The sequence below is a fragment of the Rhodococcus sp. PBTS 1 genome (genome assembly GCF_001620025.1).
Lineage (GTDB): Bacteria > Actinomycetota > Actinomycetes > Mycobacteriales > Mycobacteriaceae > Rhodococcoides > Rhodococcoides kroppenstedtii.
Map to the genome: position 1 here is coordinate 290615 of NZ_CP015219.1, position 18642 is coordinate 309256.

Annotated in this window: 22 protein-coding genes and 4 tRNA genes; 17 read left to right on the top strand and 9 right to left on the bottom strand. The window is 71.5% G+C overall.

Annotated elements, in window-relative coordinates:
• Positions 1-60: 60 nt before the first annotated feature.
• A complete protein-coding gene (locus tag A3Q40_RS01435) occupies positions 61-261 on the top strand; it encodes a hypothetical protein (RefSeq protein ID WP_068099483.1) in 201 nt (66 codons plus the stop codon).
• Here the strand turns inward: A3Q40_RS01435 and A3Q40_RS01440 are convergent.
• From A3Q40_RS01440 to A3Q40_RS01455, 4 genes are all read right to left on the bottom strand, one after another.
• Positions 227-1336 carry a GAF domain-containing protein gene (locus A3Q40_RS01440; protein WP_068099484.1) on the bottom strand — a complete coding sequence of 370 codons (1110 nt, stop codon included), beginning with the start codon at positions 1334-1336 and terminating at the stop codon, positions 227-229. The genes A3Q40_RS01435 and A3Q40_RS01440 overlap by 35 nt on opposite strands.
• Before the next feature lie 188 nt (positions 1337-1524).
• On the bottom strand, positions 1525-2688 hold the full coding sequence (menE, locus tag A3Q40_RS01445; protein ID WP_068099485.1) for an o-succinylbenzoate--CoA ligase: 1164 nt from the start codon (positions 2686-2688) through the stop codon (positions 1525-1527).
• Positions 2678-3058 carry a VOC family protein gene (locus tag A3Q40_RS01450; RefSeq protein ID WP_068099486.1) on the bottom strand — a complete coding sequence of 127 codons (381 nt, stop codon included), beginning with the start codon at positions 3056-3058 and terminating at the stop codon, positions 2678-2680. Before A3Q40_RS01450 ends, menE begins: the two co-directional genes overlap by 11 nt.
• A 4-nt stretch (positions 3059-3062) precedes the next feature.
• On the bottom strand, positions 3063-3971 hold the full coding sequence (locus tag A3Q40_RS01455; RefSeq protein WP_068099487.1) for a 1,4-dihydroxy-2-naphthoyl-CoA synthase: 909 nt from the start codon (positions 3969-3971) through the stop codon (positions 3063-3065).
• A 49-nt stretch (positions 3972-4020) separates the two neighbouring features.
• On the opposite strand from A3Q40_RS01455, the gene A3Q40_RS01460 reads away from it, so the two are divergent.
• The 3 genes from A3Q40_RS01460 (at position 4021) to A3Q40_RS01470 (ending at position 6115) form a co-directional block, all read left to right on the top strand.
• Complete coding sequence (locus tag A3Q40_RS01460) at positions 4021-4629, top strand: PaaI family thioesterase (protein ID WP_068099488.1); 609 nt, start codon at positions 4021-4023, stop codon at positions 4627-4629.
• Between the two features lie 77 nt (positions 4630-4706).
• Entirely contained in the window at positions 4707-5618 is a 912-nt protein-coding gene (locus A3Q40_RS01465; RefSeq protein WP_068104854.1) for an o-succinylbenzoate synthase, read from the top strand.
• Positions 5619-5671: 53 nt separating this feature from the next.
• Positions 5672-6115 carry a DUF6918 family protein gene (locus A3Q40_RS01470; RefSeq protein WP_068099489.1) on the top strand — a complete coding sequence of 148 codons (444 nt, stop codon included), beginning with the start codon at positions 5672-5674 and terminating at the stop codon, positions 6113-6115.
• A 25-nt stretch (positions 6116-6140) separates the two neighbouring features.
• On the opposite strand, the gene A3Q40_RS01475 is transcribed toward A3Q40_RS01470, so the two are convergent.
• Both A3Q40_RS01475 and A3Q40_RS01480 read right to left on the bottom strand, forming a co-directional pair.
• Positions 6141-7193: an AbrB family transcriptional regulator gene (locus tag A3Q40_RS01475; RefSeq protein WP_068104855.1), complete on the bottom strand. Its 1053-nt coding sequence runs from the start codon at positions 7191-7193 to the stop codon at positions 6141-6143.
• The gene (locus tag A3Q40_RS01480) at positions 7190-7786 is read right to left on the bottom strand and encodes a flavin reductase family protein (protein ID WP_068104857.1); all 597 of its coding nucleotides are present in this window, start codon (positions 7784-7786) and stop codon (positions 7190-7192) included. The genes A3Q40_RS01475 and A3Q40_RS01480 overlap by 4 nt, the downstream gene beginning before the upstream one ends.
• Positions 7787-7891: 105 nt before the next feature.
• Here A3Q40_RS01480 and menD point away from each other — a divergent pair, with 105 nt between their 5' ends.
• Positions 7892-9502, top strand: a complete 1611-nt coding sequence (gene menD / locus A3Q40_RS01485) for a 2-succinyl-5-enolpyruvyl-6-hydroxy-3-cyclohexene-1-carboxylic-acid synthase (protein WP_068099490.1) — start codon at positions 7892-7894, stop codon at positions 9500-9502.
• Here menD and A3Q40_RS01490 read toward each other — a convergent pair.
• Positions 9499-9999 carry a DUF2505 domain-containing protein gene (locus A3Q40_RS01490; RefSeq protein ID WP_068099491.1) on the bottom strand — a complete coding sequence of 167 codons (501 nt, stop codon included), beginning with the start codon at positions 9997-9999 and terminating at the stop codon, positions 9499-9501. The genes menD and A3Q40_RS01490 overlap by 4 nt on opposite strands.
• A gap of 182 nt (positions 10000-10181) precedes the next feature.
• Here A3Q40_RS01490 and A3Q40_RS01495 point away from each other — a divergent pair, with 182 nt between their 5' ends.
• The 3 genes from A3Q40_RS01495 (at position 10182) to A3Q40_RS01505 (ending at position 12574) form a co-directional block, all read left to right on the top strand.
• The gene (locus A3Q40_RS01495; protein ID WP_068104859.1) at positions 10182-10556 is read left to right on the top strand and encodes a DUF3592 domain-containing protein; all 375 of its coding nucleotides are present in this window, start codon (positions 10182-10184) and stop codon (positions 10554-10556) included.
• 94 nt (positions 10557-10650) lie between these two features.
• A complete protein-coding gene (locus tag A3Q40_RS01500; RefSeq protein WP_068099492.1) occupies positions 10651-11796 on the top strand; it encodes a glycosyltransferase family 4 protein in 1146 nt (381 codons plus the stop codon).
• A 136-nt stretch (positions 11797-11932) separates the two neighbouring features.
• Positions 11933-12574 (top strand): demethylmenaquinone methyltransferase, encoded by a 642-nt coding sequence (locus A3Q40_RS01505; protein ID WP_068104860.1) that lies wholly within the window; start codon positions 11933-11935, stop codon positions 12572-12574.
• A 34-nt stretch (positions 12575-12608) separates the two neighbouring features.
• Here the strand turns inward: A3Q40_RS01505 and A3Q40_RS01510 are convergent, their stop codons facing one another.
• On the bottom strand, positions 12609-13847 hold the full coding sequence (locus A3Q40_RS01510; RefSeq protein ID WP_068104862.1) for a geranylgeranyl reductase family protein: 1239 nt from the start codon (positions 13845-13847) through the stop codon (positions 12609-12611).
• A 117-nt stretch (positions 13848-13964) separates the two neighbouring features.
• Between A3Q40_RS01510 and A3Q40_RS01515 the strand changes: the two genes are divergently transcribed.
• Both A3Q40_RS01515 and htpX read left to right on the top strand, forming a co-directional pair.
• Positions 13965-15005, top strand: a complete 1041-nt coding sequence (locus tag A3Q40_RS01515) for a polyprenyl synthetase family protein (RefSeq protein ID WP_068099493.1) — start codon at positions 13965-13967, stop codon at positions 15003-15005.
• 89 nt (positions 15006-15094) lie between these two features.
• Positions 15095-15961: a zinc metalloprotease HtpX gene (gene htpX / locus A3Q40_RS01520; RefSeq protein ID WP_068099494.1), complete on the top strand. Its 867-nt coding sequence runs from the start codon at positions 15095-15097 to the stop codon at positions 15959-15961.
• Positions 15962-15969: 8 nt separating this feature from the next.
• On the opposite strand, the gene A3Q40_RS01525 is transcribed toward htpX, so the two are convergent.
• Positions 15970-16461, bottom strand: a complete 492-nt coding sequence (locus A3Q40_RS01525) for a YajQ family cyclic di-GMP-binding protein (RefSeq protein ID WP_068099495.1) — start codon at positions 16459-16461, stop codon at positions 15970-15972.
• Between the two features lie 145 nt (positions 16462-16606).
• Between A3Q40_RS01525 and A3Q40_RS01530 the strand changes: the two genes are divergently transcribed.
• From A3Q40_RS01530 to A3Q40_RS01560, 7 genes are all read left to right on the top strand, one after another.
• A tRNA-Tyr gene (locus A3Q40_RS01530) sits at positions 16607-16689 on the top strand.
• Between the two features lie 181 nt (positions 16690-16870).
• A tRNA-Thr gene (locus A3Q40_RS01535) sits at positions 16871-16943 on the top strand.
• 35 nt (positions 16944-16978) lie between these two features.
• A tRNA-Met gene (locus tag A3Q40_RS01540) sits at positions 16979-17051 on the top strand.
• 96 nt (positions 17052-17147) lie between these two features.
• Positions 17148-17315 carry a 50S ribosomal protein L33 gene (rpmG, locus tag A3Q40_RS01545; RefSeq protein ID WP_027504552.1) on the top strand — a complete coding sequence of 56 codons (168 nt, stop codon included), beginning with the start codon at positions 17148-17150 and terminating at the stop codon, positions 17313-17315.
• A 90-nt stretch (positions 17316-17405) separates the two neighbouring features.
• A complete protein-coding gene (gene hadA, locus A3Q40_RS01550; RefSeq protein WP_068099496.1) occupies positions 17406-17945 on the top strand; it encodes a (3R)-hydroxyacyl-ACP dehydratase subunit HadA in 540 nt (179 codons plus the stop codon).
• Positions 17938-18411 (top strand): (3R)-hydroxyacyl-ACP dehydratase subunit HadB, encoded by a 474-nt coding sequence (gene hadB, locus A3Q40_RS01555; RefSeq protein WP_235606391.1) that lies wholly within the window; start codon positions 17938-17940, stop codon positions 18409-18411. Before hadA ends, hadB begins: the two co-directional genes overlap by 8 nt.
• 103 nt (positions 18412-18514) lie before the next feature.
• A tRNA-Trp gene (locus A3Q40_RS01560) sits at positions 18515-18590 on the top strand.
• The last annotated feature ends 52 nt before the right edge of the window (positions 18591-18642 follow it).

An 18642-nucleotide genomic window follows, 5' to 3' on the forward strand; every position in this document is an offset into this window, starting at 1 on the left:
CTGCGGGACCGGTGTCGGGTCCACCGACACGCGTTCTCGCCGTCACGATCAGGATTCACCATGGGCAATCTGCCGTCCGTCGCCGACGTCGTCGCCACCATGCCGCCGGCCGAGATCGACCGTGCCATTCGCGCCCTCACCGTCCGCCAGCGCGCGCTGCTGCTCGACGGTGATCTGCCGTCCGTCTGGGCCGTCACCGAGGATCTCGAGCGCTGCTTCGCCGCGCTCAGTACAAGGGCCGGGGATAGCCGCGGTCGGTGACCGGGACCGGATCCGGTTCGGCGGAGAAGCCGGTCGGCTGGAACTCCACCAGAATGAAGCGCTGACCGGGGACGCGCGTCGCCCGGAGGTCGACCACCACCCAGCCCCCGCCGCGGCGTCGTAGGCGGACGTCCGGAATCAAAGTGCTGTTGTCGACCCAGCTGTCCATCACGCGGTACTGGTCGACCAGCCGCTGCACGTCGTCGGGGTGCGGGGTGTCCCGGCGATCCGCCTCGCCCTTCCACTGCACGCCCTCGACGGGCTCGGTCAGCCACCGCACCACCCGAACCGCCGTCACGTCCACCAGCGCGATGGACGTCGGGTTCGACCGGGTCAGCGAGCGCAGAGCCAACGCCTCGACGGACGGCCCCTGGCTCGAGAGCTGGTCCGGCCGTAGTTCCACGGCCAGGCCGCGGGAGACGACGTCGATCTCCCCGTCGACCTCGACCCGCGCGGTGCGCACGATGTTGCGCAGCGGCAGCGGCCCGGCGTCCGTCCGTGCAGCGACCGTCCCGTCCCAGCGATCGCCGTCCCGCGCGTCGATCAGCGCGGTCAACAGGTACATCCCGGACTCGGCGTCGTCGATTGCCTCGAACAGGCCCGGGGCCGTGCCGATGAGGCGCCCGCGGTCGGCCTCTCGGAGGAACATGCTCATCACGGGCGTGAACCGGAAGACCCGGTCGACCGCCGACCATTCGTAGGCGGCGGCCCGCGGCGGCGGTGTCGACGGCGCACTGCCCGCGGGACCGACGTGCACCAGCACCCCGTGGACCCCTCCGCTGGGCCCGCATACCGGGACCAGGCGCAGGTCCACACCTCCGTCGCGTACGGGGACGGTCTCGGTGCGTCCACGGCCGTCGGCGACGACCCGTCCCACGAGGATCCGGGCCGCGTCGGCGACGCGCTTCGGCCGCAGAGCCCGCTGCAGGGAGGTCCAGTCCTTCGGCAGCCCGTCCCGGACCACGACGGCGACATCGCGGGTGTCCCCGGTCCGAGACAGGGTTTCCACCACCATCCACCCGGCGGCCGGCGCCGAATGCCCGGCGGAATCGCCCGACTCGCGCGCTGCTGTCATGTCGACCGCCTCCGAAAACGTGCCCCGTGGCCCGGGTCGATCGCGCCCCGTGGCACGGGTGAAATGGCGCCCCGTAACACGGGTGAAATGGCACTGTACCCATTGGTGCCGACACCCCGGTCGACCGTGGCGGATCGTTTCCGCCCGTTGTCATCCGTTCGGACGACACCGCCGATCGACCGCCGCCGTCACCGCGCCGCGTCCGTCACCCGCCGCAACGCCGCAGCACGATCGACCTTTCCGGGGCCCCGCACCGGTAGTGCGGCCGTCCGCACGACGACGCGCGGCACCGCCTCCCGGCCGAGCTCGCTCGCCACGTGTTCGCGAATGGCGTCATCGGTCACCGTCGCCCCGGCGTCGAGGACCACCAACGCCGCCACCCGGGCGCCGAGACGTTCGTCGGGCACCCCGACCACGACGCACTCCGCGACGCCGGGCACGGCCGTCACGACGTCCTCGACCACCCGCGGCACGACGGTCAGCCCGGCCGTGGAGATGGCGTCGTCGATCCGCCCGAGGATGCGCAGGCGCCCGTCCTCGCCGATGCTCCCGACGTCGTCGGTCCGGAACCAGCCCGGCTCGGCGAAGGCGGGGTGGTCGGGCATGCCGCGGTAGCCCGCGGCCAGCGTGGGTCCGCCGAGCGAGACGCGGCCGTCGTCACCCAGGCGCAGTCGCACTCCGTCGAGGGGGAGCCCGTCGTAGACGCATCCGCCGCAGGTCTCGGACATCCCGTACGTGCGCACGACCGGGACGGACGCCGCCGTCGCCCGCGCCAGCAGCGGGGCCGGCGTCGCGGCGCCGCCGAGGAGAACGGCGTCGAGTGAGGCGAGTGCCGCGGTGGCCTCGGGGTCCGCCAACGCCTTGACCAGCTGGGTGGGCACCAGCGAGGTGTAGCGACGCGGGCCGCTCATCGCCGCGACCGCGGCCGGCAGGGCGGCGGGGTCGAACCCGGCGCGGACGTCGAGCACCACCGGCTCGGTCCCGGCGGCCACCGAGCGCAGCAGCACCTGCATGCCCGCGACGTGGTGAGCGGGGAGAGCAAGCAGCCACGTCCCGACGCCGCCGAGCCGGTCGTGCGTCGCGGCGGCGCTCGCGCGCAGGGCGGCGGCGGTGAGGAGGGCGCCCTTGGGTACGCCGGTCGATCCGGAGGTGGCGAGGACCAGCACGGCGTCGTGTTCGATCGGGCTGCCGGGCGCCAGTGTGGCGGTGAGACGGTCGATCTCGCGCGGATCGTCGGCGGGCACGGGCAGCGCCGGAGGTGCCTCACCGTCCAGGACGCGGGCGAGATGGGGGAGCAGAGCGGCGGCGCCGGGTCCGCCCGGGACGGGCAGGACCTCGAGGTCACTCGCCACGAGAGTCCCTGCGCTGCGGGTGGTTCGGCGGAACCTCGACCAGCACGATGCGGGTGCCGTCCGGATCGGCGATCCACATCTCGATCAGGCCCCACGCTTCGGTCCGGGGTTCACGCACGATCGCGACCCCGGCGTCCGCCAGCTCCGTCCGCGCGGCGTGGACGTCACGGACCTGGAGCAGGATCGTGGTGGTGGATCCACCGTCCGGCTCACCGTGCCCCGCGACCTCGATCAGCCCCTGCCCCGCGAAGAACACCACTCCGCCGGGATACTCGCGAAAGATGCCCAGGCGCAGTCGGTCTCGATAGAACGCCGTCGTGACGGCGGGGTCGCGGGGGCGCAGGATCGTGCGGCTCGCCAGGACGTCCATCGCGTCAGAAGTACCAGGGGTAGGGCGACCAGTCGGGATCGCGCTTCTCGAGGAACGAGTCCCGGCCCTCCACCGCTTCGTCGGTCATGTACGCCAGCCGGGTCGCCTCGCCGGCGAACAGCTGCTGACCGACCAGTCCGTCGTCCTGCAGATTGAACGCGTACTTCAGCATGCGTTGCGCCTGCGGCGATTTGCCGTTGATGGTGCGCGCCCACTCGATCGCCACCGTCTCGAGATCGGCGTGGTCCACCACCTTGTTCACCGCGCCCATCCGGTGCATGTCCTCGGCGCTGTAGGTGTCGCCGAGGAAGAAGATCTCGCGAGCGAACTTCTGGCCCACCATCTTCGCCAGGTAGGCGCTGCCGTACCCGCCGTCGAAACTGCCCACGTCCGCGTCGGTCTGCTTGAACCGAGCGTGCTCGCGGCTGGCCAACGTCAGGTCGCACACCACGTGCAGGCTGTGACCACCGCCGGCTGCCCAGCCGTTCACGAGGCACAGCACCACCTTCGGCATGGTGCGGATCAGCCGCTGTACCTCGAGGATGTGGAGGCGACCGGCGCGAGCGCGGTCGACCGTCTCCGCGGTCTCACCGCTCGCGTACTGGTACCCCGACCGGCCGCGGATGCGCTGATCCCCGCCGGAGCAGAAGGCCCATCCGCCGTCCTTGGGGCTGGGTCCGTTGCCGGTGAGCAGGACCGCGCCCACGTCGGAGGTCATGCGTGCGTGATCGAGCGTGCGGTAGAGCTCGTCCACCGTGCCGGGCCGGAACGCGTTGCGCACCTCGGGGCGATCGAACGCGATGCGCACGGTGCCGTCGGTGACGTGGCGGTGGTAGGTGATGTCGGTCAGGTCCTCGAACCCGGGCACGACGGTCCACTGATCGGGCTGAAACGGGGAGCTCGTCTCGGTCACGCCCCAACCCTACGACGCCCGTGGTGGACCGCAGCGTTACCGTCGGACGATGAGCGACACGCCGCACGGCGGCTTCCCGAGGTTCACGCCCGCGCACCCGCCCGCCGACTTCGGGCGCCTGGTCGAGGCCCTCCGGACCATCCAGGACCTCGCCGTCTCCACCGACCTCCCCGAGGAGCAGTTGGCGGCCGCCGCGGACCAGGCGGAGAAGCTCGCCGCCGCGATGGCGCCCTACGTGGTGCCGGAGGGCGCCTCTCCGGCCGGCCGGTCGCTCGAGCTGCCGGGCCGGGGGAGTCTGCTGCTCATGCCCTGGACCATCGAAAAGTACGGGCCCGACGGCGTGCAGTCCACCGGCGTGTTCCGTCGCTATCACCTCGGCGGGAACGCGGCCGCGCACGGCGGCACCCTGCCGCTGCTCTTCGACGACTTGTTCGGTCTGATCCAGCACGGTTACGGGCGCCCGCGCAGCCGCACGGCCTTCCTGCACATCGACTACCGCGCGGTCACGCCGCTGGATCAGCAGCTACGGGTGAGCGGGCACGTCACGAAGGTCGAGGGACGCAAGACGTTCATCGAGGCGGTACTGACCGACCTCGACGGGAAGGTTCTCGCCGAGTGCAATTCCCTCATGGTGTCGTTGCTACCCGGCCAGCCGTGACACGGCCGAGCCGCGCGTCGCTCGGCGTGAGCACTCCGGCCGACCTGCTCGCGTCTGCGCACGTCGTCGCCCTGCCGATGCGCACGCGCTTCCGCGGCATCACCGCGCGGGAGGCGATGGTGTTCGAGGGGCCGGCCGGGTGGGGCGAGTTCGCCGCCTTCCCCGAGTACGACGACGCCGAGGCCGCCCTGTGGCTCGCCGCCGGTCTGGAGGCGGCCACCCTCGGTCCGCCGGACCGCGTCCGCGAGTGGGTCGACGTCAACGCCACCGTGCCCGCCGTTGCGGCGGCGGACGTCCCGGACGTCCTCGCCCGCTTCCCCGGCGCCCGCACCGCCAAGGTCAAGGTCGCCGAGACGGGACAGAGCCTGGCCGACGACGTCGCGCGCGTCGAGGCGGTCCGCGCCCTCGTTCCCACAGTGCGGGTGGACGCCAACGGCGGCTGGACCGTCGACGAGGCCGAGCGGGCGCTGCGTGCGCTCACCGAAACGGGCGACCTCGAGTACGCCGAACAGCCCTGCGCGAGCGTCGAGGACCTGGCCGAGGTGCGGCGTCGGCTGCCGGGTGTCGCCGTCGCCGCCGACGAGTCGATCCGCCGGGCCGACGACCCCCTGCGCGTCGTCCGGGCCGGCGCGGCCGACGTCGCCGTGGTCAAGGTGCCGCCGCTGGGGGGGATGCGTGCGGTGGTGGCCCTCGCGGACCAGCTGGCGGAGTTCGGCGTTCCGGTGGTCGTCTCGAGCGCTCTCGACACCGCCGTCGGCATGAGCGCGGGGCTCGCCGCGGCGGCCGCGCTGCAGTCCACCGCCGCGTGCGGGCTGGGCACCGGAGCCCTGTTCACCGCCGATCTGGCGCCCCCGCGCGAGCTGGTCGACGGCAGATTGTGCGCCGACACGGTGATTCCGGACCCGGGTGCACTCGCGTCACTGGCCGCGCCCGAGGACCGCCGACGGTGGTGGATCGCCCGGGCGGAACGGTGCCTGCGGCTGTTGTAGGGTCGCCGCCGACCGGCAGAACCGCCGCTCCCGCTCGACCCGAAAGGTTCCTCGTGGCTTCCCTGCAGACCACCCTGCTCGACGAGTCCGTCGCTCCCGCCGTCCGTGCCGACGTCGCCGCGCTGATCGACGCCGAGGTGTCCGGCAAGAAGGGTGCGTCCGGCCTCGCCGTCAAGGGCGGGTACGGCGCGGTGAAGAAGGTCAGCCCCGGCGTGATCGACGACGCCGTCGCCAAGCTGTGGCCGAGCTTCGTCGAGAAGCTGGACCCGTTCTGGCAGGAGTACACCGCCGCCGGATCGGCCGGACGGTTCGGCGACCACCTCGTCGGCCGCGGCGACGCCGTGTCCGACGCGCTGCTGTCGGTCACCGACGAGCGCATCGAGGGCACCAGCAAGAAGACGATCGAGAAGGCGTACTCGTCCCTGCGTCCGTCGGCGAAGAAGCACGTCACCGAGGCGCTTCCGCGCGTGGGAGAGCTGGTGCAGAAGTACGCCTGACGCGCCCCGGCCGGGCCTGATCCCGTCAGTCGCCGCGCTGCCGCCGCCGCGTGAACAGCGGCACGATGAGCAGCATCAGGAATACCCGCAGTACCTGGGCGGCGACGACGAACGTCACGTTCACGTCGCTGGCGGCGGCGAGGGCGAGCACGGCGTAGATGCCGCCGGGGGTGGTGGCGAGGTACGCCTCGTACGGGGTGACGGACGTTGTCGCCACCAGGATCAGGCCGAGCAGCGCGCACCCGACGGCGATGGCGACGATCAACAGCGTGGCCCACGGCAGGATGCGACCGATCGAGCGGAACGACTCGACGGTGAAGCGCAGGCCCGCCTGCCAGCCGATCACGACGTAGACGGCGGCGAGCAGCAGGGTCGGCACCTCCGCGCCGCCGGTCCAGCCCGCCAGATCGGCCACGGTGGCCACGATCAGCGGGCCGAGCAGCGCCGGTGCGGGCAGGCGGATCAGCCGGGCCAGCGGCACGCCGACGGCCAGGCACCCGAGGATGAAGACGGCGTCCACCCACAGCGGCGCCCCCGAGTCCGCGGGACCGACGCCGCGGCCGGTGTCGGCGTGGAACACCACCGTGGCGACGAACGGCAGCGACGCCGTCACCAGCAGCACTCGCAGGTACTGCACGACGGCGACCACCCGTTCGTCGCCGCCCAGGTCACGCGCGATGGCCACCATGCCGGACGCCCCACCCGCGACGAGAGCCAACGCGCCCGTCGTCGCCGACAGGTCGCGGTGCAGGCCGAGCGCCGCGCCGGCGCCGATGGACAGCAGCAGGGTGCCGAGCGAGACGAGCACCACGGGAATCCAGTCCGTTCCCAGCGAAGCGAGGGTGTCCCGATCGAGCAGCGTGCCGATCTCGACCCCCAGCACTGCCTGCGCGGCCTGGCTCGCCCGGCTCGGGACCTTCGCGGGGCCGACCTTTGCCAGGGCGAACACCGTCGCCACGGCGAGACCGACGAACAGCGCGGCCGACGGCACACCCACGCGCTCGGCGAGGATGGTCAGCAGAATCGTGACGAGGGTGAGTGCGACCCACCTCCCGGCGGCGGCCGGGGAGAACCTCATCGCGGCGACGTCGGCCGATCGATGGTCCGCACCGCCGGCGGCAGTCCCCACTCGTTGCGGCCCAGTCGACTCAGCGGAGCGAGCGCATCGAACGCGGGCAGCCCGTCGTCGGCGAGGTGGCCTTCCCGCACCGTGATCATGGTGACGTCGCCCATCACGACGAAGGCGTTGCCCACCTCGACCACCCGGTTCAGCGTCGCCTCGATGGAGACCGGCGACTGCGCGACCCGCGGCGGGCGCACCGTCTCGCTTGGTTCCTCCGCGAGCCCCACGGCGGAGAACTCGCTGATCGAGGACTCGTAGTTCGCCGACGTCGCGTTGACCTCCTCGAACAACGCCTCCGTCGCGAGGTTGATCACGAACTCGCCCGTTGCCTCGATGTTGCGGAGGCTGTCCTTGCGGCCGATGGAGGTGAACTGCACCACCGGCGGAACGGAACTGGCCACGGTGAAGAAGCTGTACGGAGCGAGGTTCGGCACACCGTCCGCCGAGATCGTCGACACCCAGGCGATCGGGCGAGGAACGACGGTCGAGGTCAGCAGCTTGTAGTAGGTGGTCTCGTCCACGGACTGCGGGGTGAAGGTTCGGCGCACGGTCTCGATCGTGCCACTCGCGCGGCGGTGCACCGCTGCGCTCCCGGTGGTGTGCACCGCTGCTCTCCCGGCGGTGGGCCTGCCGTCATGTGTCACCCTGGATCGGTGAACCCGTCCACTGCCCAGGCCACCGTCGTCGTCGACGAGTTGATCCGCGGCGGCGTCCGTGACGTCGTCCTGTGCCCCGGGTCCCGCAACGCGCCGCTGGCGTTCGCACTGGAAGCCGCCGACCGCGCCGGGCGGGTGCGACTGCACCTGCGGATCGACGAGCGCACCGCCGGGTTCCTGGCCATCGGACTCGCGATCTCCGCGGGACGCCCGGTACCGGTGGTGATGACGTCGGGCACCGCCGTCGCCAACCTCGGGCCCGCGGTGCTCGAGGCGAACTACGCCCGCGTCCCGCTGGTCGTGCTCAGCGCCAACCGGCCCTACGAGATGCTCGGCACCGGCGCCAACCAGACCATCGAGCAACTCGGCCTGTTCGACGTGCAGGTGCGGGCGACCATCAGCCTCGGCCTGGCCGAGGAGGGGGACCGCAACAGCCAGTGGCGCTCGGCCGTGTGTCGGGTGCTCGCGGCGGCGCGGGGCACCCGCTCCGGCAACGCCGGCCCCGTGCACTTCGACATCCCGCTGCGCGAACCCCTGGTGCCCGATCTCTCCGACACCACTCCGGCGCCGGCGGGTCGCCCCGACGGGGCCGCGTGGACCACCACGCAGTACGCCACCCTGGACGTTCCCGTCGACCTCGACCTCACGCCGGACACCGTGGTGATCTCCGGCCACGGCGCCGCGTACCGGCCCGAGCTGGCGCACCTGCCGACCGTCGCCGAACCCACCGCGCCGCTGCACGGCCCGGCCGTCAACCCGCTCGCCTTGCCGGCGCTCGCGCCGCGCCAGGCGGTCATCACCGGCCGGCCCACGCTGCACCGGCCGGTGTCCGCGCTTCTCGCGAACCCGGACGTCGACGTCGTCGCGCTCACCACCGGTCCGCGCTGGCCCGACGTCTCCGGCAACGTCGTCGCGACGGGTACTCGCGCCGTCGTCACCGGCGGGCCGTCGGAGGCCTGGCTGCGCCGTTGCGCCGACGCCTCCGCGGCGGCCGACGAGGCCGTGCGGACCACGCTGGACCACGCCGTCGCCGTCACCGGCCTCCACGTGGCGGGAACCGTCTCCTCGGCCCGACGACCGGGCGACCTGCTGCTGCTCGGGGCGTCGAATCCGGTCCGTGACATGGCCCTGGTGGGCTACCCCGCCGACGACGTGCGGGTGATCTCCAACCGCGGCGTCGCCGGCATCGACGGCACCGTCTCCACGGCGGTCGGCGCCGCGCTGGCCCACGAGGGCCGCACCATCGCTCTGATGGGCGATCTCACGTTCCTGCACGACGCGTCGGGCATGCTCATCGGCCCGGGCGAACCGCGCCCGCGCGACCTGACGATCGTGGTGGCCAACGACGACGGCGGCGGCATCTTCGAACTGCTCGAGCAGGGTGATCCGCAGTACGCGGGGGTGTTCGAGCGCGTGTTCGGCACGCCGCACGGCATGGACCTCGCGGCCCTCTGCGCGGCCTACCGCGTTCCGCACCGCCGGGTGGACACCGACGAGCTGGCCAAGGCCCTCACCGGGCACGCGGACGGCATGCGGGTGTTCGAGGTGACCACCGATCGCTCCGGATTGCGCGACCTGCACGCCCACATCCGGAGCGCGATCGGCTAGCTCTGCTGGGCCAGGTACTCGCGGGCCTGCTTGGACTCGGTGTGCACGAGCTTGCCGATCATGTCCACGATCAGGCCCTCGATCTTGCCGCCCACCAGCGGCACCTTCACCTCGGCGGTGCCGTTCAGGGTGAGGCGGGTGCCCGCGCCGTGCGGGGCCAGGACGAAGACGCCGGCGACCTTCGACGGCAGACCGGTCGAGCCGCCCTCGAGGGTGCCGCCCGCGCGGTCGTTCTCCAGCGGGCCCCAGGTGTCCTTGCGCGTGATGGTCAGACCGCCGCGCACCACCTTCTGCACCACGCCCGGGAGGACCTGAGCGCCCACGTTCTCGCTCATGGTCACCTCGATGCCGCCGTCGCCGCGTCGGGTGACGGACACCTCGGCCCGATCGCCCGCATCCTGCTTCCGCTTCTCCCACAGACCGTCGTCGGTGAGCGCGGCGTGCGCCTGCTCCAGTGTCACGTCGAAGTCTTCGGTGAACTCGAATTTCCGCCCCATGCGTCGGAGGGTACTCGGCGGGTACCGGCCCGTTCGACCCGATCGGGGCGGACCGACCTGTCCGTCCGAGCCCGTCGTGAGGTGCCACTACGCTGGCGCCCGTGACGAGCGAGACGACGGAGACGGGGGGAACGCCGGGCACGGCGGCACCCCGCAGGCGACGCCCCCTCGCGGTCACCGTTCTGACGGTCCTCGCCGCCGCGATCTCGGTGCTGGCCGTGCTGCTGGTGCTCGCGGCCTGGCGCAACGACCACACCATCTCCTCCGACGAGGGCGTCGCGACGGCGGAAGTGCTCTCGGCGGGTCGGTTGCGGTCTGCCGTCAGCTTCGTCACCCCGGACGGCGAGATGCACAATCCCCGGCTCGGCGTCCTCTACCCGACCAACCTGGTGGCGGGGCAGCGCATCGACGTGGAGTACGCGCGGTCCGAACCGGACCTGGTGCGGGTGGCGGGCCGGGACGCGTCCGTGGCGGTGATCCCGGCGTTGTCGGTCGTTGTGGTCACCTGGGCCATCGCAGGTCCGCTGATCCTGGTCCTGCGGCGACGCGCGCAGTAGCGGCGACGAGGTCCGGGCAGGATTCGTCTGCCGTTCGCCGTCACGTCACGGTCGCTCTGCCGACCCGTCGTCCCGGCGCGGGACCGTCGGGATCGTGCGCATTGCCGTGATCGCCGAATCGTTCCTGCCCCACGTCAACGGTGTCACCAACTCGATCCTGCGCGTCCTCGAACACGCCGACGCCGCCGGCCACGACGCGCTCGTCGTCGCCCCGGACACCCCCGCCGGGGTCGCCCCCGCGGCCACCGAGCACGACGGTGTGCCCGTCGTCCGCGTGCCGTCGGTCATGGTCCCCAAGGTCAGTTCGCTGCCCGTGGGCGTGCCGACGCCGACGTTGCTCACCACCCTGCGCACCTTCGCTCCCGACGTCGTCCACCTGGCGTCGCCGTTCTCCCTCGGGGCGGGCGGCGTCGCCGCGGCGCGACGGTTGGAGATCCCCACGGTGGCCGTCTATCAGACCGACGTGGCCGGCTTCGCCGAGAGCTACGGACTGGGTCTGACCTCGCGGGCCTGCTGGGCGTGGACGCGACGCATCCACAAGGCGAGCGACCGCACGCTCGCCCCGTCGACGTCGGCGATGGACGCCCTCGAGGCGCACGGGATTCCGCGCGTGCACCGGTGGGGTCGCGGCGTCGACACCCTGCGGTTCGCGCCCTCGGCCCGTCGCGTCGACCTCCGCCGCGCCTGGACCGGCGGTGACGGGTCGCAGATCGTCGGCTTCGTCGGTCGCCTCGCCCCGGAGAAGCACGTCGAGCGGCTCGCCGGACTGGCCGCGCAGGACGACGTCACGGTCGTCGTCGTCGGCGACGGTCCCGAGCGGGCGCGGCTCGAGGCGCTCATGCCGACGGCCGTCTTCCTCGGCCAACTCGGCGGACAGGACCTCGCCGCCGCCTACGCGTCGTTCGACGTCTTCGCCCACCCCGGTGAGCACGAGACGTTCTGTCAGACCGTGCAGGAGGCGCTCGCCAGCGGGGTCCCCGTGATCGGTCCCGACGCCGGCGGGCCGCGCGACCTGGTCAGTCATTGCCGCAACGGCTACCTGCTTCCCGTCGACCGCTACGCGGAACTGCTGCCCAGCGCCGCTCGCGCGCTCGCCGATCCGACCACTCGCGCCCGGTTCGCCGCCTCCGCGCGGACCTCGGTGCTGCACCGCACCTGGCCGGCGCTGTGCGCGCGATTGTTCGAGCACTACGAGGACGTCGTCGGCGGCATCGGCACGCGCCGCGCGCGGGCGGCCTAGGCACGCGTCGCGCGCGGGCGGCCTAGGCACGCGTCGCGCGCGGGCGGCGTAGGCCTGCGCGGTCGGTAGTGTCGACGCCGTGGCTGCACACGGCTCCAGAGCGCAACTGGACAAGAAACCGCAGGACGTCGCGTCCATGTTCGACGGGGTCGCGAAGAGGTACGACGTCACCAACACCGTCCTGTCCTTCGGGCAGGACCGCGGGTGGCGCCGCGCCACCCGCGCGGCTCTGGACCTGCGGCCGGGGGAGACCGTGCTGGATCTCGCGGCCGGCACGGGCGTCTCGACGGTCGAGCTCGGCCGCTCCGGCGCGTGGTGCGTGGCCGCGGACTTCTCGAAGGGCATGCTTGCCGCCGGGTCGTCGCGCAAGCTGCCCATGGTGGCCGGTGACGCGATGGCACTGCCGTTCGCCGACGACGCCTTCGACGCCGCCACCATCTCGTTCGGACTGCGCAACGTCGCCGACCACGAGGCCGGGCTGCGCGAGCTCCGCCGCGTCGTCCGCCCGGGCGGACGGCTGGTGGTGTGCGAGTTCTCGACGCCCGTGTTCCCGGCGTTCCGGACGCTGTACATGGAGTACCTCATGAAGGCGCTCCCGGCGGTCGCCCGCGCGGTGAGCAGCAACCCCGACGCCTACGTCTACCTCGCGGAGTCCATCCGCGCTTGGCCGGACCAGGCCGAACTGGCCCGTCGGCTCGAACGAGCGGGGTGGACCGACGTCACGTGGCGCAATCTGACCGGCGGGATCGTGACGCTGCACCGAGCAACAGCCCCCTGAGCCCTGGTCACCGGCTCCCCGACGGGGGAGCCGATCAGCTGAACGGCGCCCGGGCGTCGAGACGCCGCGACGCCGACCCCGCGGCGCGCCAGGCGCGGGCCACCACGTCGTGGTCCTCCTCGGTGACGAGGTTGCCCATCACCCGGACGGCGACGGTCATGATCGCCGACGACCGCATTCCGATCGGTCCCGTCGCGGGCAGGAACCGGGGCAGCGTCAGCAGGCCGGCCAGTCGACGGGCGACGGAGAAGCTGCGCCCGTAGTGCTCCCGCAGCACGCTGGGCCAGACGTCGGTGAGGTCCGCTTCGCCGAGCAGCTCGGCGACGAGGCGCCCACCCTCGAGTCCGTAGTCGATGCCCTCGCCGTTGAGCGGGTTCACGCACGCGGCGGCGTCGCCGATCAGCGCCCAGTTCGGTCCCGCGACGGTCGAGACCGCACCGCCCATCGGCAGCAGGGCCGACTGCACCCGCTGCGGACCGCCGGACAGCCCCCACTCCGATTCGCGTTGCGCGGCATACAAATTCAGCAGCGGACGCAACGCGCCGCCGGCCGGTCGACGGTCCGTCGCCAGCGTGCCCACGCCCAGGTTGATCTCGCCGGTCCCCAGCGGGAACACCCAGCCGTACCCGGCCTGCAGCACGCCGTCGGCGTCGCGCAGTTCCAGGTGCGAGGTGATCCACTCGTCGTCGCTCCGGTCGCTGGCCACGTAGGCCCGCGCGGCCACCCCGAACGCCGTGTCCCGGTGCCACTCCCGGCCGAGCAGCTTGCCCAGGGGCGAGCGCACGCCGTCGGCGACGACGAGGGTGCGACACGCGATCCGCAGGTCGCCGTCGTGGGTGCGGAACGTCACCGCCGCCACCCGGTCACCCGCACGCTCGACACCGACCGCCTTGGCGCCCTCGATCATCCGGGCGCCGTCGTCCGTCGCCACGCGGCGAATGCGGTCGTCGAGTTCGGTGCGGGGGACGGCGCTGCCGACGTCCGGCAGGGACCCGCCCGGCCACCGCAGTTCGTGCTCCTGCCCGAAGCCCGTGAGTCGCAGGCCGACGTTGCGTGCCCGGCCCCGCACCCACTCCCCGAGGCCGAGTCGGTCGAGCTCGGCCACGGCGCGGGGTGTCAGGCCGTCGCCGCAGGTCTTGTCCCGCGGGAAGCGCGCGGCGTCGGCCAGCACGACGTCGCGTCCTGCCCGCGCGGCCCACGCCGCGGCGGCGCTGCCGGCCGGTCCCGCACCCACCACCAGAACGTCCGCGGACAGCTCGTCGGGGGTCGTCATCGCGGACGTCACAGGCTCGGCGGGTTGCTCGGTCATGGTTCCATCTTCCAGACCCGCTAGGTTGGGGGTGGACGGCGCCGCGTCGGCGGCGGTCGGGACTGGACTTCGGCGACGGGAATGGGTGCGGGCACGGTGACCGACACGGGTGCGAGTACGGCGGAGACCACCGTGGTCGCGGGCGTCGATCTGGGGGACGCCGACTTCGCGACGACGGTGCGCGAGGCGATGGCTGCGGTGGAGAACCTGCTGGTCGAGGAGCTGTCCGACGGCGAGGACTTTCTCACCGAGGCCGCGCTGCATCTGGCGAAGGCCGGCGGCAAGCGGTTCCGCCCGCTGTTCACGGTGCTGACCGGGCAGCTCGGTCCCGATCCGTCGAGTCCGGACATCGTGACGGCGGCCACGGTGCTCGAGATGGTCCATCTCGCGACGCTCTACCACGACGACGTCATGGACGAGGCCGGCATGCGCCGCGGGGTCGACAGTGCCAACGCGCGCTGGGGCAACAGCGTCGCGATCCTCGCGGGCGACTACCTCTTCGCGCACGCTTCACGCCTGGTCTCGACCCTCGGCCCGCAGGCCGTGCGCGTGATCGCGGAGACGTTCGCCGCGCTGGTCACCGGGCAGATGCGCGAGACGATCGGGCGCCGCGCCGACCAGGATCCCGTCGAGCACTACCTCCGCACGGTGTGGGAGAAGACCGGCTCGCTCATCGCCACCAGCGGGCGTTTCGGCGGCACGTTCTCCGGCGGGGACGGCGAGCACGTCCAGCGGCTCGAACGCCTCGGCGACGCCGTGGGTACCGCGTTCCAGATCGCCGACGACATCATCGACATCTCCTCCGCGTCGGCGGAGTCGGGCAAGACGCCCGGCACCGACCTGCGCGAGGGCGTCCACACCCTGCCGGTGCTCTACGCGCTGCGTGAGGAGGGCCCGACCGGCGACCGGCTGCGCCACCTGCTGCGGGGCCCGGTCACCGACGACGCCGAGGTCACCGAGGCGCTCGAACTGCTGGCGTCGTCGACCGGCATGACTCGCGCTCGCGAGACCCTCGCCGAGTACACCGGTCGTGCCTACGCCGAGCTCGACGCCCTGCCCGCCGGGCCGGCCAACGACGCGCTGCGCCACCTCGTCGAATACACCGTCGCTCGGACCGGATAGCCCCCGCCGCGCGCGGGGCGGCCCGGGAACCCGGCGAGTCCCTCCGCTCGTTGTCGTCGTGACAACCGGCGAAAGGTGGGCGACTCGAGATGAAGTTCGCGAACGGTATGAAGACGTTCGGCCTGATGGTCGGCATGTCGGCGCTCATCGTGTTCGTCGGGTCGCTGTTTCAGAACTCGACCGTGCTGATCGTCGCGGTACTCCTCGCCGTCGGCATGAACGGCTACGCCTACTTCAACAGCGACAAGCTGGCGCTGCGCTCGATGCACGCCCAGCCGATCACCGAGGTCGAGTACCCGCAGATCTACGCGATGGTCCGGGAACTCGCCACGGCCGCGCACCAGCCGATGCCGCGGCTCTACATCAGCCCCACCAACGCCCCCAACGCGTTCGCGACGGGTCGGAACCCCCGCAACGCGGCGGTCTGCGTCACCAGCGGCATCCTCGGCCTGCTCGACCAGCGCGAACTCCGGGCCGTGCTCGGGCACGAGCTGAGCCACGTCTACAACCGCGACATCCTCATCTCTTCCGTCGCGGGGGCCATGGCGGCCGTCGTGTCCGGCCTGGCCAACTTCGCGTTCTTCGCCAACGCCTTCGGCGGACGCGGCAACGGCCAGGGTGCGAACCCCCTGGCGTTGCTGCTGGTGTCGATGCTCGGCCCGATCGCCGCGTCGCTGGTCAAGCTGGCCGTCTCCCGGTCACGGGAGTACCAGGCCGATCAATCCGGCGCGGAACTGACCGGTGACCCGCTGGCGCTGGCGTCGGCTCTGCGCAAGCTGCAGTACGGCACGCAGCAGGCGCCGCTCCCGCCGGAGCCGAAGCTCACCGCCCAGTCGCACCTGATGATCGCCAACCCGTTCCGCATGGGGGACCGGGCGGGGAAGCTCTTCTCGACGCACCCGCCGATGGAGGAGCGGATCGCGCGGCTCGAGAGAATGGCCGGGCCCTACCGGTGATCTGGTGACTACCGGTAGTTGACGAACTGCAGGGCGATGCCGAAGTCCTCGCCCTTGAGCAGGGAGATGACGGCCTGCAGGTCGTCGCGCTTCTTGCTCGACACCCGCAGTTCCTCGCCCTGCACCTGCGCCTTGACGCCCTTGGGGCCCTCGTCGCGAATTTTCTTGGAGATCTTCTTGGCGTTCTCCGTGGAGATGCCCTGCACGAGGGTGCCGGTGATCTTGTAGGTCTTGCCGGACTGCACGGGCTCGCCGGCGTCGAACGCCTTGAGGGAGATGTCGCGGCGGATCAGCTTCTCCTTGAACACCTCGAGCGCGGCCTTCACGCGCTCCTCGGCCTCGGCGGTGAGCACGATCGCCTCTTCGCCGGACCACTCGATGGAGGCGCCGGTCCCGCGGAAGTCGTAGCGCGTCGACAGTTCCTTGCCCGCCTGGTTCAGCGCGTTGTCGACCTCCTGGCGGTCGACCTTGCTGACGACGTCGAACGACGAATCGGCCATGAGTGCTCTCCCTCTTCCACGCGCTGATCGGTGTGATCGACCGTATCCGACCGCCGGGTGGGCAGGCGGTTTGGCATTCGGGGGTGCCGTCGTTGTAGTCTCGTCGTCGCACCGAGAGCGGGTCACCGTCCCTCGGATCGCACCCGGCAGATTGCCCGAGCGGCCAATGGGAGCGGACTGTAAATCCGTCGGCTTATGCCTACGTAGGTTCGAATCCTACATCTGCCACACCGGCCCGACCCCGGCGAGCATCGCTCGTCGGGGTCGAGTCGTCTGTGCCGGTCATGTGCCGGGTCCAGTGCCCGGTCAGGTGCCCGGACCGGCCCCGACCTGCCGATTTGGCGAGTCGATCGGGCCTTGTGTACTGTCTGTCGAGGCTTCGACGCATGCGTGAGCGTGCGCCGGACCTGCCCCCTTAGCTCAGTCGGCAGAGCGTTTCCATGGTAAGGAAAAGGTCAACGGTTCGATTCCGTTAGGGGGCTCGCGGGACCGTGCGCCGGCCGGCGTCCGGCACCGAGGCGGTGTAGCTCAGTCGGTAGAGCAAACGACTCATAATCGTTGTGTCGCCGGTTCAAGTCCGGCCATCGCTACTCGACTCGAAGGACTTCGCGGCCGCTGCGCAGCGAGGTCCGATCCGTGACCGACGCAGCGCCCGTATCGCGCTCTACCCGAAAGCAGGCATCGACGTGGCCTCCTCCACCGACGTTCGGCCCAAGATCACCTTGGCGTGCGAGGTGTGCAAGCACCGGAACTACATCACCAAGAAGAACCGGCGCAACGATCCCGATCGCCTCGAGATCAAGAAGTTCTGCCCCAACTGCGGAACCCACCGGGCGCACCGCGAATCTCGCTGATCTTCGTCTGCCGGCGCTGTCCTTGCCTTCCGGGGTAGGGGCAGCGCTGTCGTGCGTGGAGCCACTCGTCCATCTGGGGGGAACTTCGACATGACCGAGACCACTGCGGCATCGCCTGCCGTCGTCGATCCGGCGGCCCACACCGCGTCGATGGTGGGGCACCACTACCGCATGCCCGATCACTACGAGATCGGCCGCGAGAAGGTGCGCGAGTACTCCCGCGCCGTGCAGAACCTGCATCCCGCGCACCTCTCCGAGGACGCCGCGGCAACGCTGGGGTACGACCACCTCGTCGCGCCCGCCACCTTCATCTCGGTGATCGGCATCATCGCGCAGAAGGCCATGTTCGACGAGGTCATCACCGGGTACGACCTCTCCCAGATCATGCAGGCCGACCAGCGTCTCGAGTTCCACCGTCCGATCGTGGCCGGTGACCGGCTGACGGTCGACGTGTACCTGGAGTCGTTCCGCCAGATGGGCGGAAGCGACATCATCGTGACCAAGAACATCGTGACCGACGCCGACGATCGGGACGTCATGACGACGGTCACGACGCTGGTCGCGAAGACCGGCGGCGGTGCCGACACCGAGGCGCTGGCCATGGCGAAGGGTGTGATGCGCAGTGAGTAGCGATGCGACCGGACCGATCGACGCCGCGACGCCGCGGGTCGGACTGCGCACGTTCGAGGACGTCGCGGTCGGCGACGATCTTCCGGAGCGGACCTACGAGCTCACGCGCGGCGACCTGGTCAACTACTCCGGCGTGTCCGGCGACCCGAACCCCATCCACTGGTCCGACCCGGTGGCGCGATCGCTCGCCGGCCTGCCCGAGGTGGTCGCGCACGGCATGCTGACCATGGGCCTCGGAGCGGGATTCGTCACCGATTGGTCCGGTGACCCGGGTGCCATCACCGAGTACAACGTGCGCTTCACCTCGCCGGTCCTCGTGAAGGAGACCGAGCCGGCCAAGGTCGACTTCACCGGACGGATCAAGTCCGTGGACGCGGAGACCCGCACGGCCGTCGTCGCCATCACGGCGAAGTTCGAGGGCAAGAAGATCTTCGGGCGGGCCACGGCCACCGTCCGTCTCGGCTAGGGACGATTTCGTTCCCCGTCTCACGGTGCAGTACACTCGTGCTTCGGGGTCGTGCGGCGCTGTGCGCTGTCCGTCTCCGGCTGCGATCGCCTCGGGCGATCGAAGGGGCGTAGCTCAATTGGTAGAGCAACGGTCTCCAAAACCGTAGGTTGCAGGTTCAAGTCCTGTCGCCCCTGCCACGACCGGCCGGTCTTCCCCGAGTCCTCCCCTGCGGAGGTTCTCGATGCGGCG

Coding starts and splice junctions, on each gene's coding strand:
- hadA (WP_068099496.1), top strand. CDS start 17,406: ATGACCGAGACCACTGCGGCATCGCCTGCCGTCGTCGATCCGGCGGCC.
- A3Q40_RS01525 (WP_068099495.1), bottom strand. CDS start 16,461: ATGGCCGATTCGTCGTTCGACGTCGTCAGCAAGGTCGACCGCCAGGAG.
- A3Q40_RS01505 (WP_068104860.1), top strand. CDS start 11,933: ATGTTCGACGGGGTCGCGAAGAGGTACGACGTCACCAACACCGTCCTG.
- A3Q40_RS01465 (WP_068104854.1), top strand. CDS start 4,707: ATGCGCACGCGCTTCCGCGGCATCACCGCGCGGGAGGCGATGGTGTTC.
- A3Q40_RS01475 (WP_068104855.1), bottom strand. CDS start 7,193: ATGAGGTTCTCCCCGGCCGCCGCCGGGAGGTGGGTCGCACTCACCCTC.
- A3Q40_RS01515 (WP_068099493.1), top strand. CDS start 13,965: ATGGGTGCGGGCACGGTGACCGACACGGGTGCGAGTACGGCGGAGACC.
- A3Q40_RS01510 (WP_068104862.1), bottom strand. CDS start 13,847: ATGACGACCCCCGACGAGCTGTCCGCGGACGTTCTGGTGGTGGGTGCG.
- A3Q40_RS01490 (WP_068099491.1), bottom strand. CDS start 9,999: ATGGGGCGGAAATTCGAGTTCACCGAAGACTTCGACGTGACACTGGAG.
- A3Q40_RS01440 (WP_068099484.1), bottom strand. CDS start 1,336: ATGACAGCAGCGCGCGAGTCGGGCGATTCCGCCGGGCATTCGGCGCCG.
- A3Q40_RS01450 (WP_068099486.1), bottom strand. CDS start 3,058: ATGGACGTCCTGGCGAGCCGCACGATCCTGCGCCCCCGCGACCCCGCC.
- A3Q40_RS01460 (WP_068099488.1), top strand. CDS start 4,021: ATGAGCGACACGCCGCACGGCGGCTTCCCGAGGTTCACGCCCGCGCAC.
- htpX (WP_068099494.1), top strand. CDS start 15,095: ATGAAGTTCGCGAACGGTATGAAGACGTTCGGCCTGATGGTCGGCATG.
- A3Q40_RS01435 (WP_068099483.1), top strand. CDS start 61: ATGGGCAATCTGCCGTCCGTCGCCGACGTCGTCGCCACCATGCCGCCG.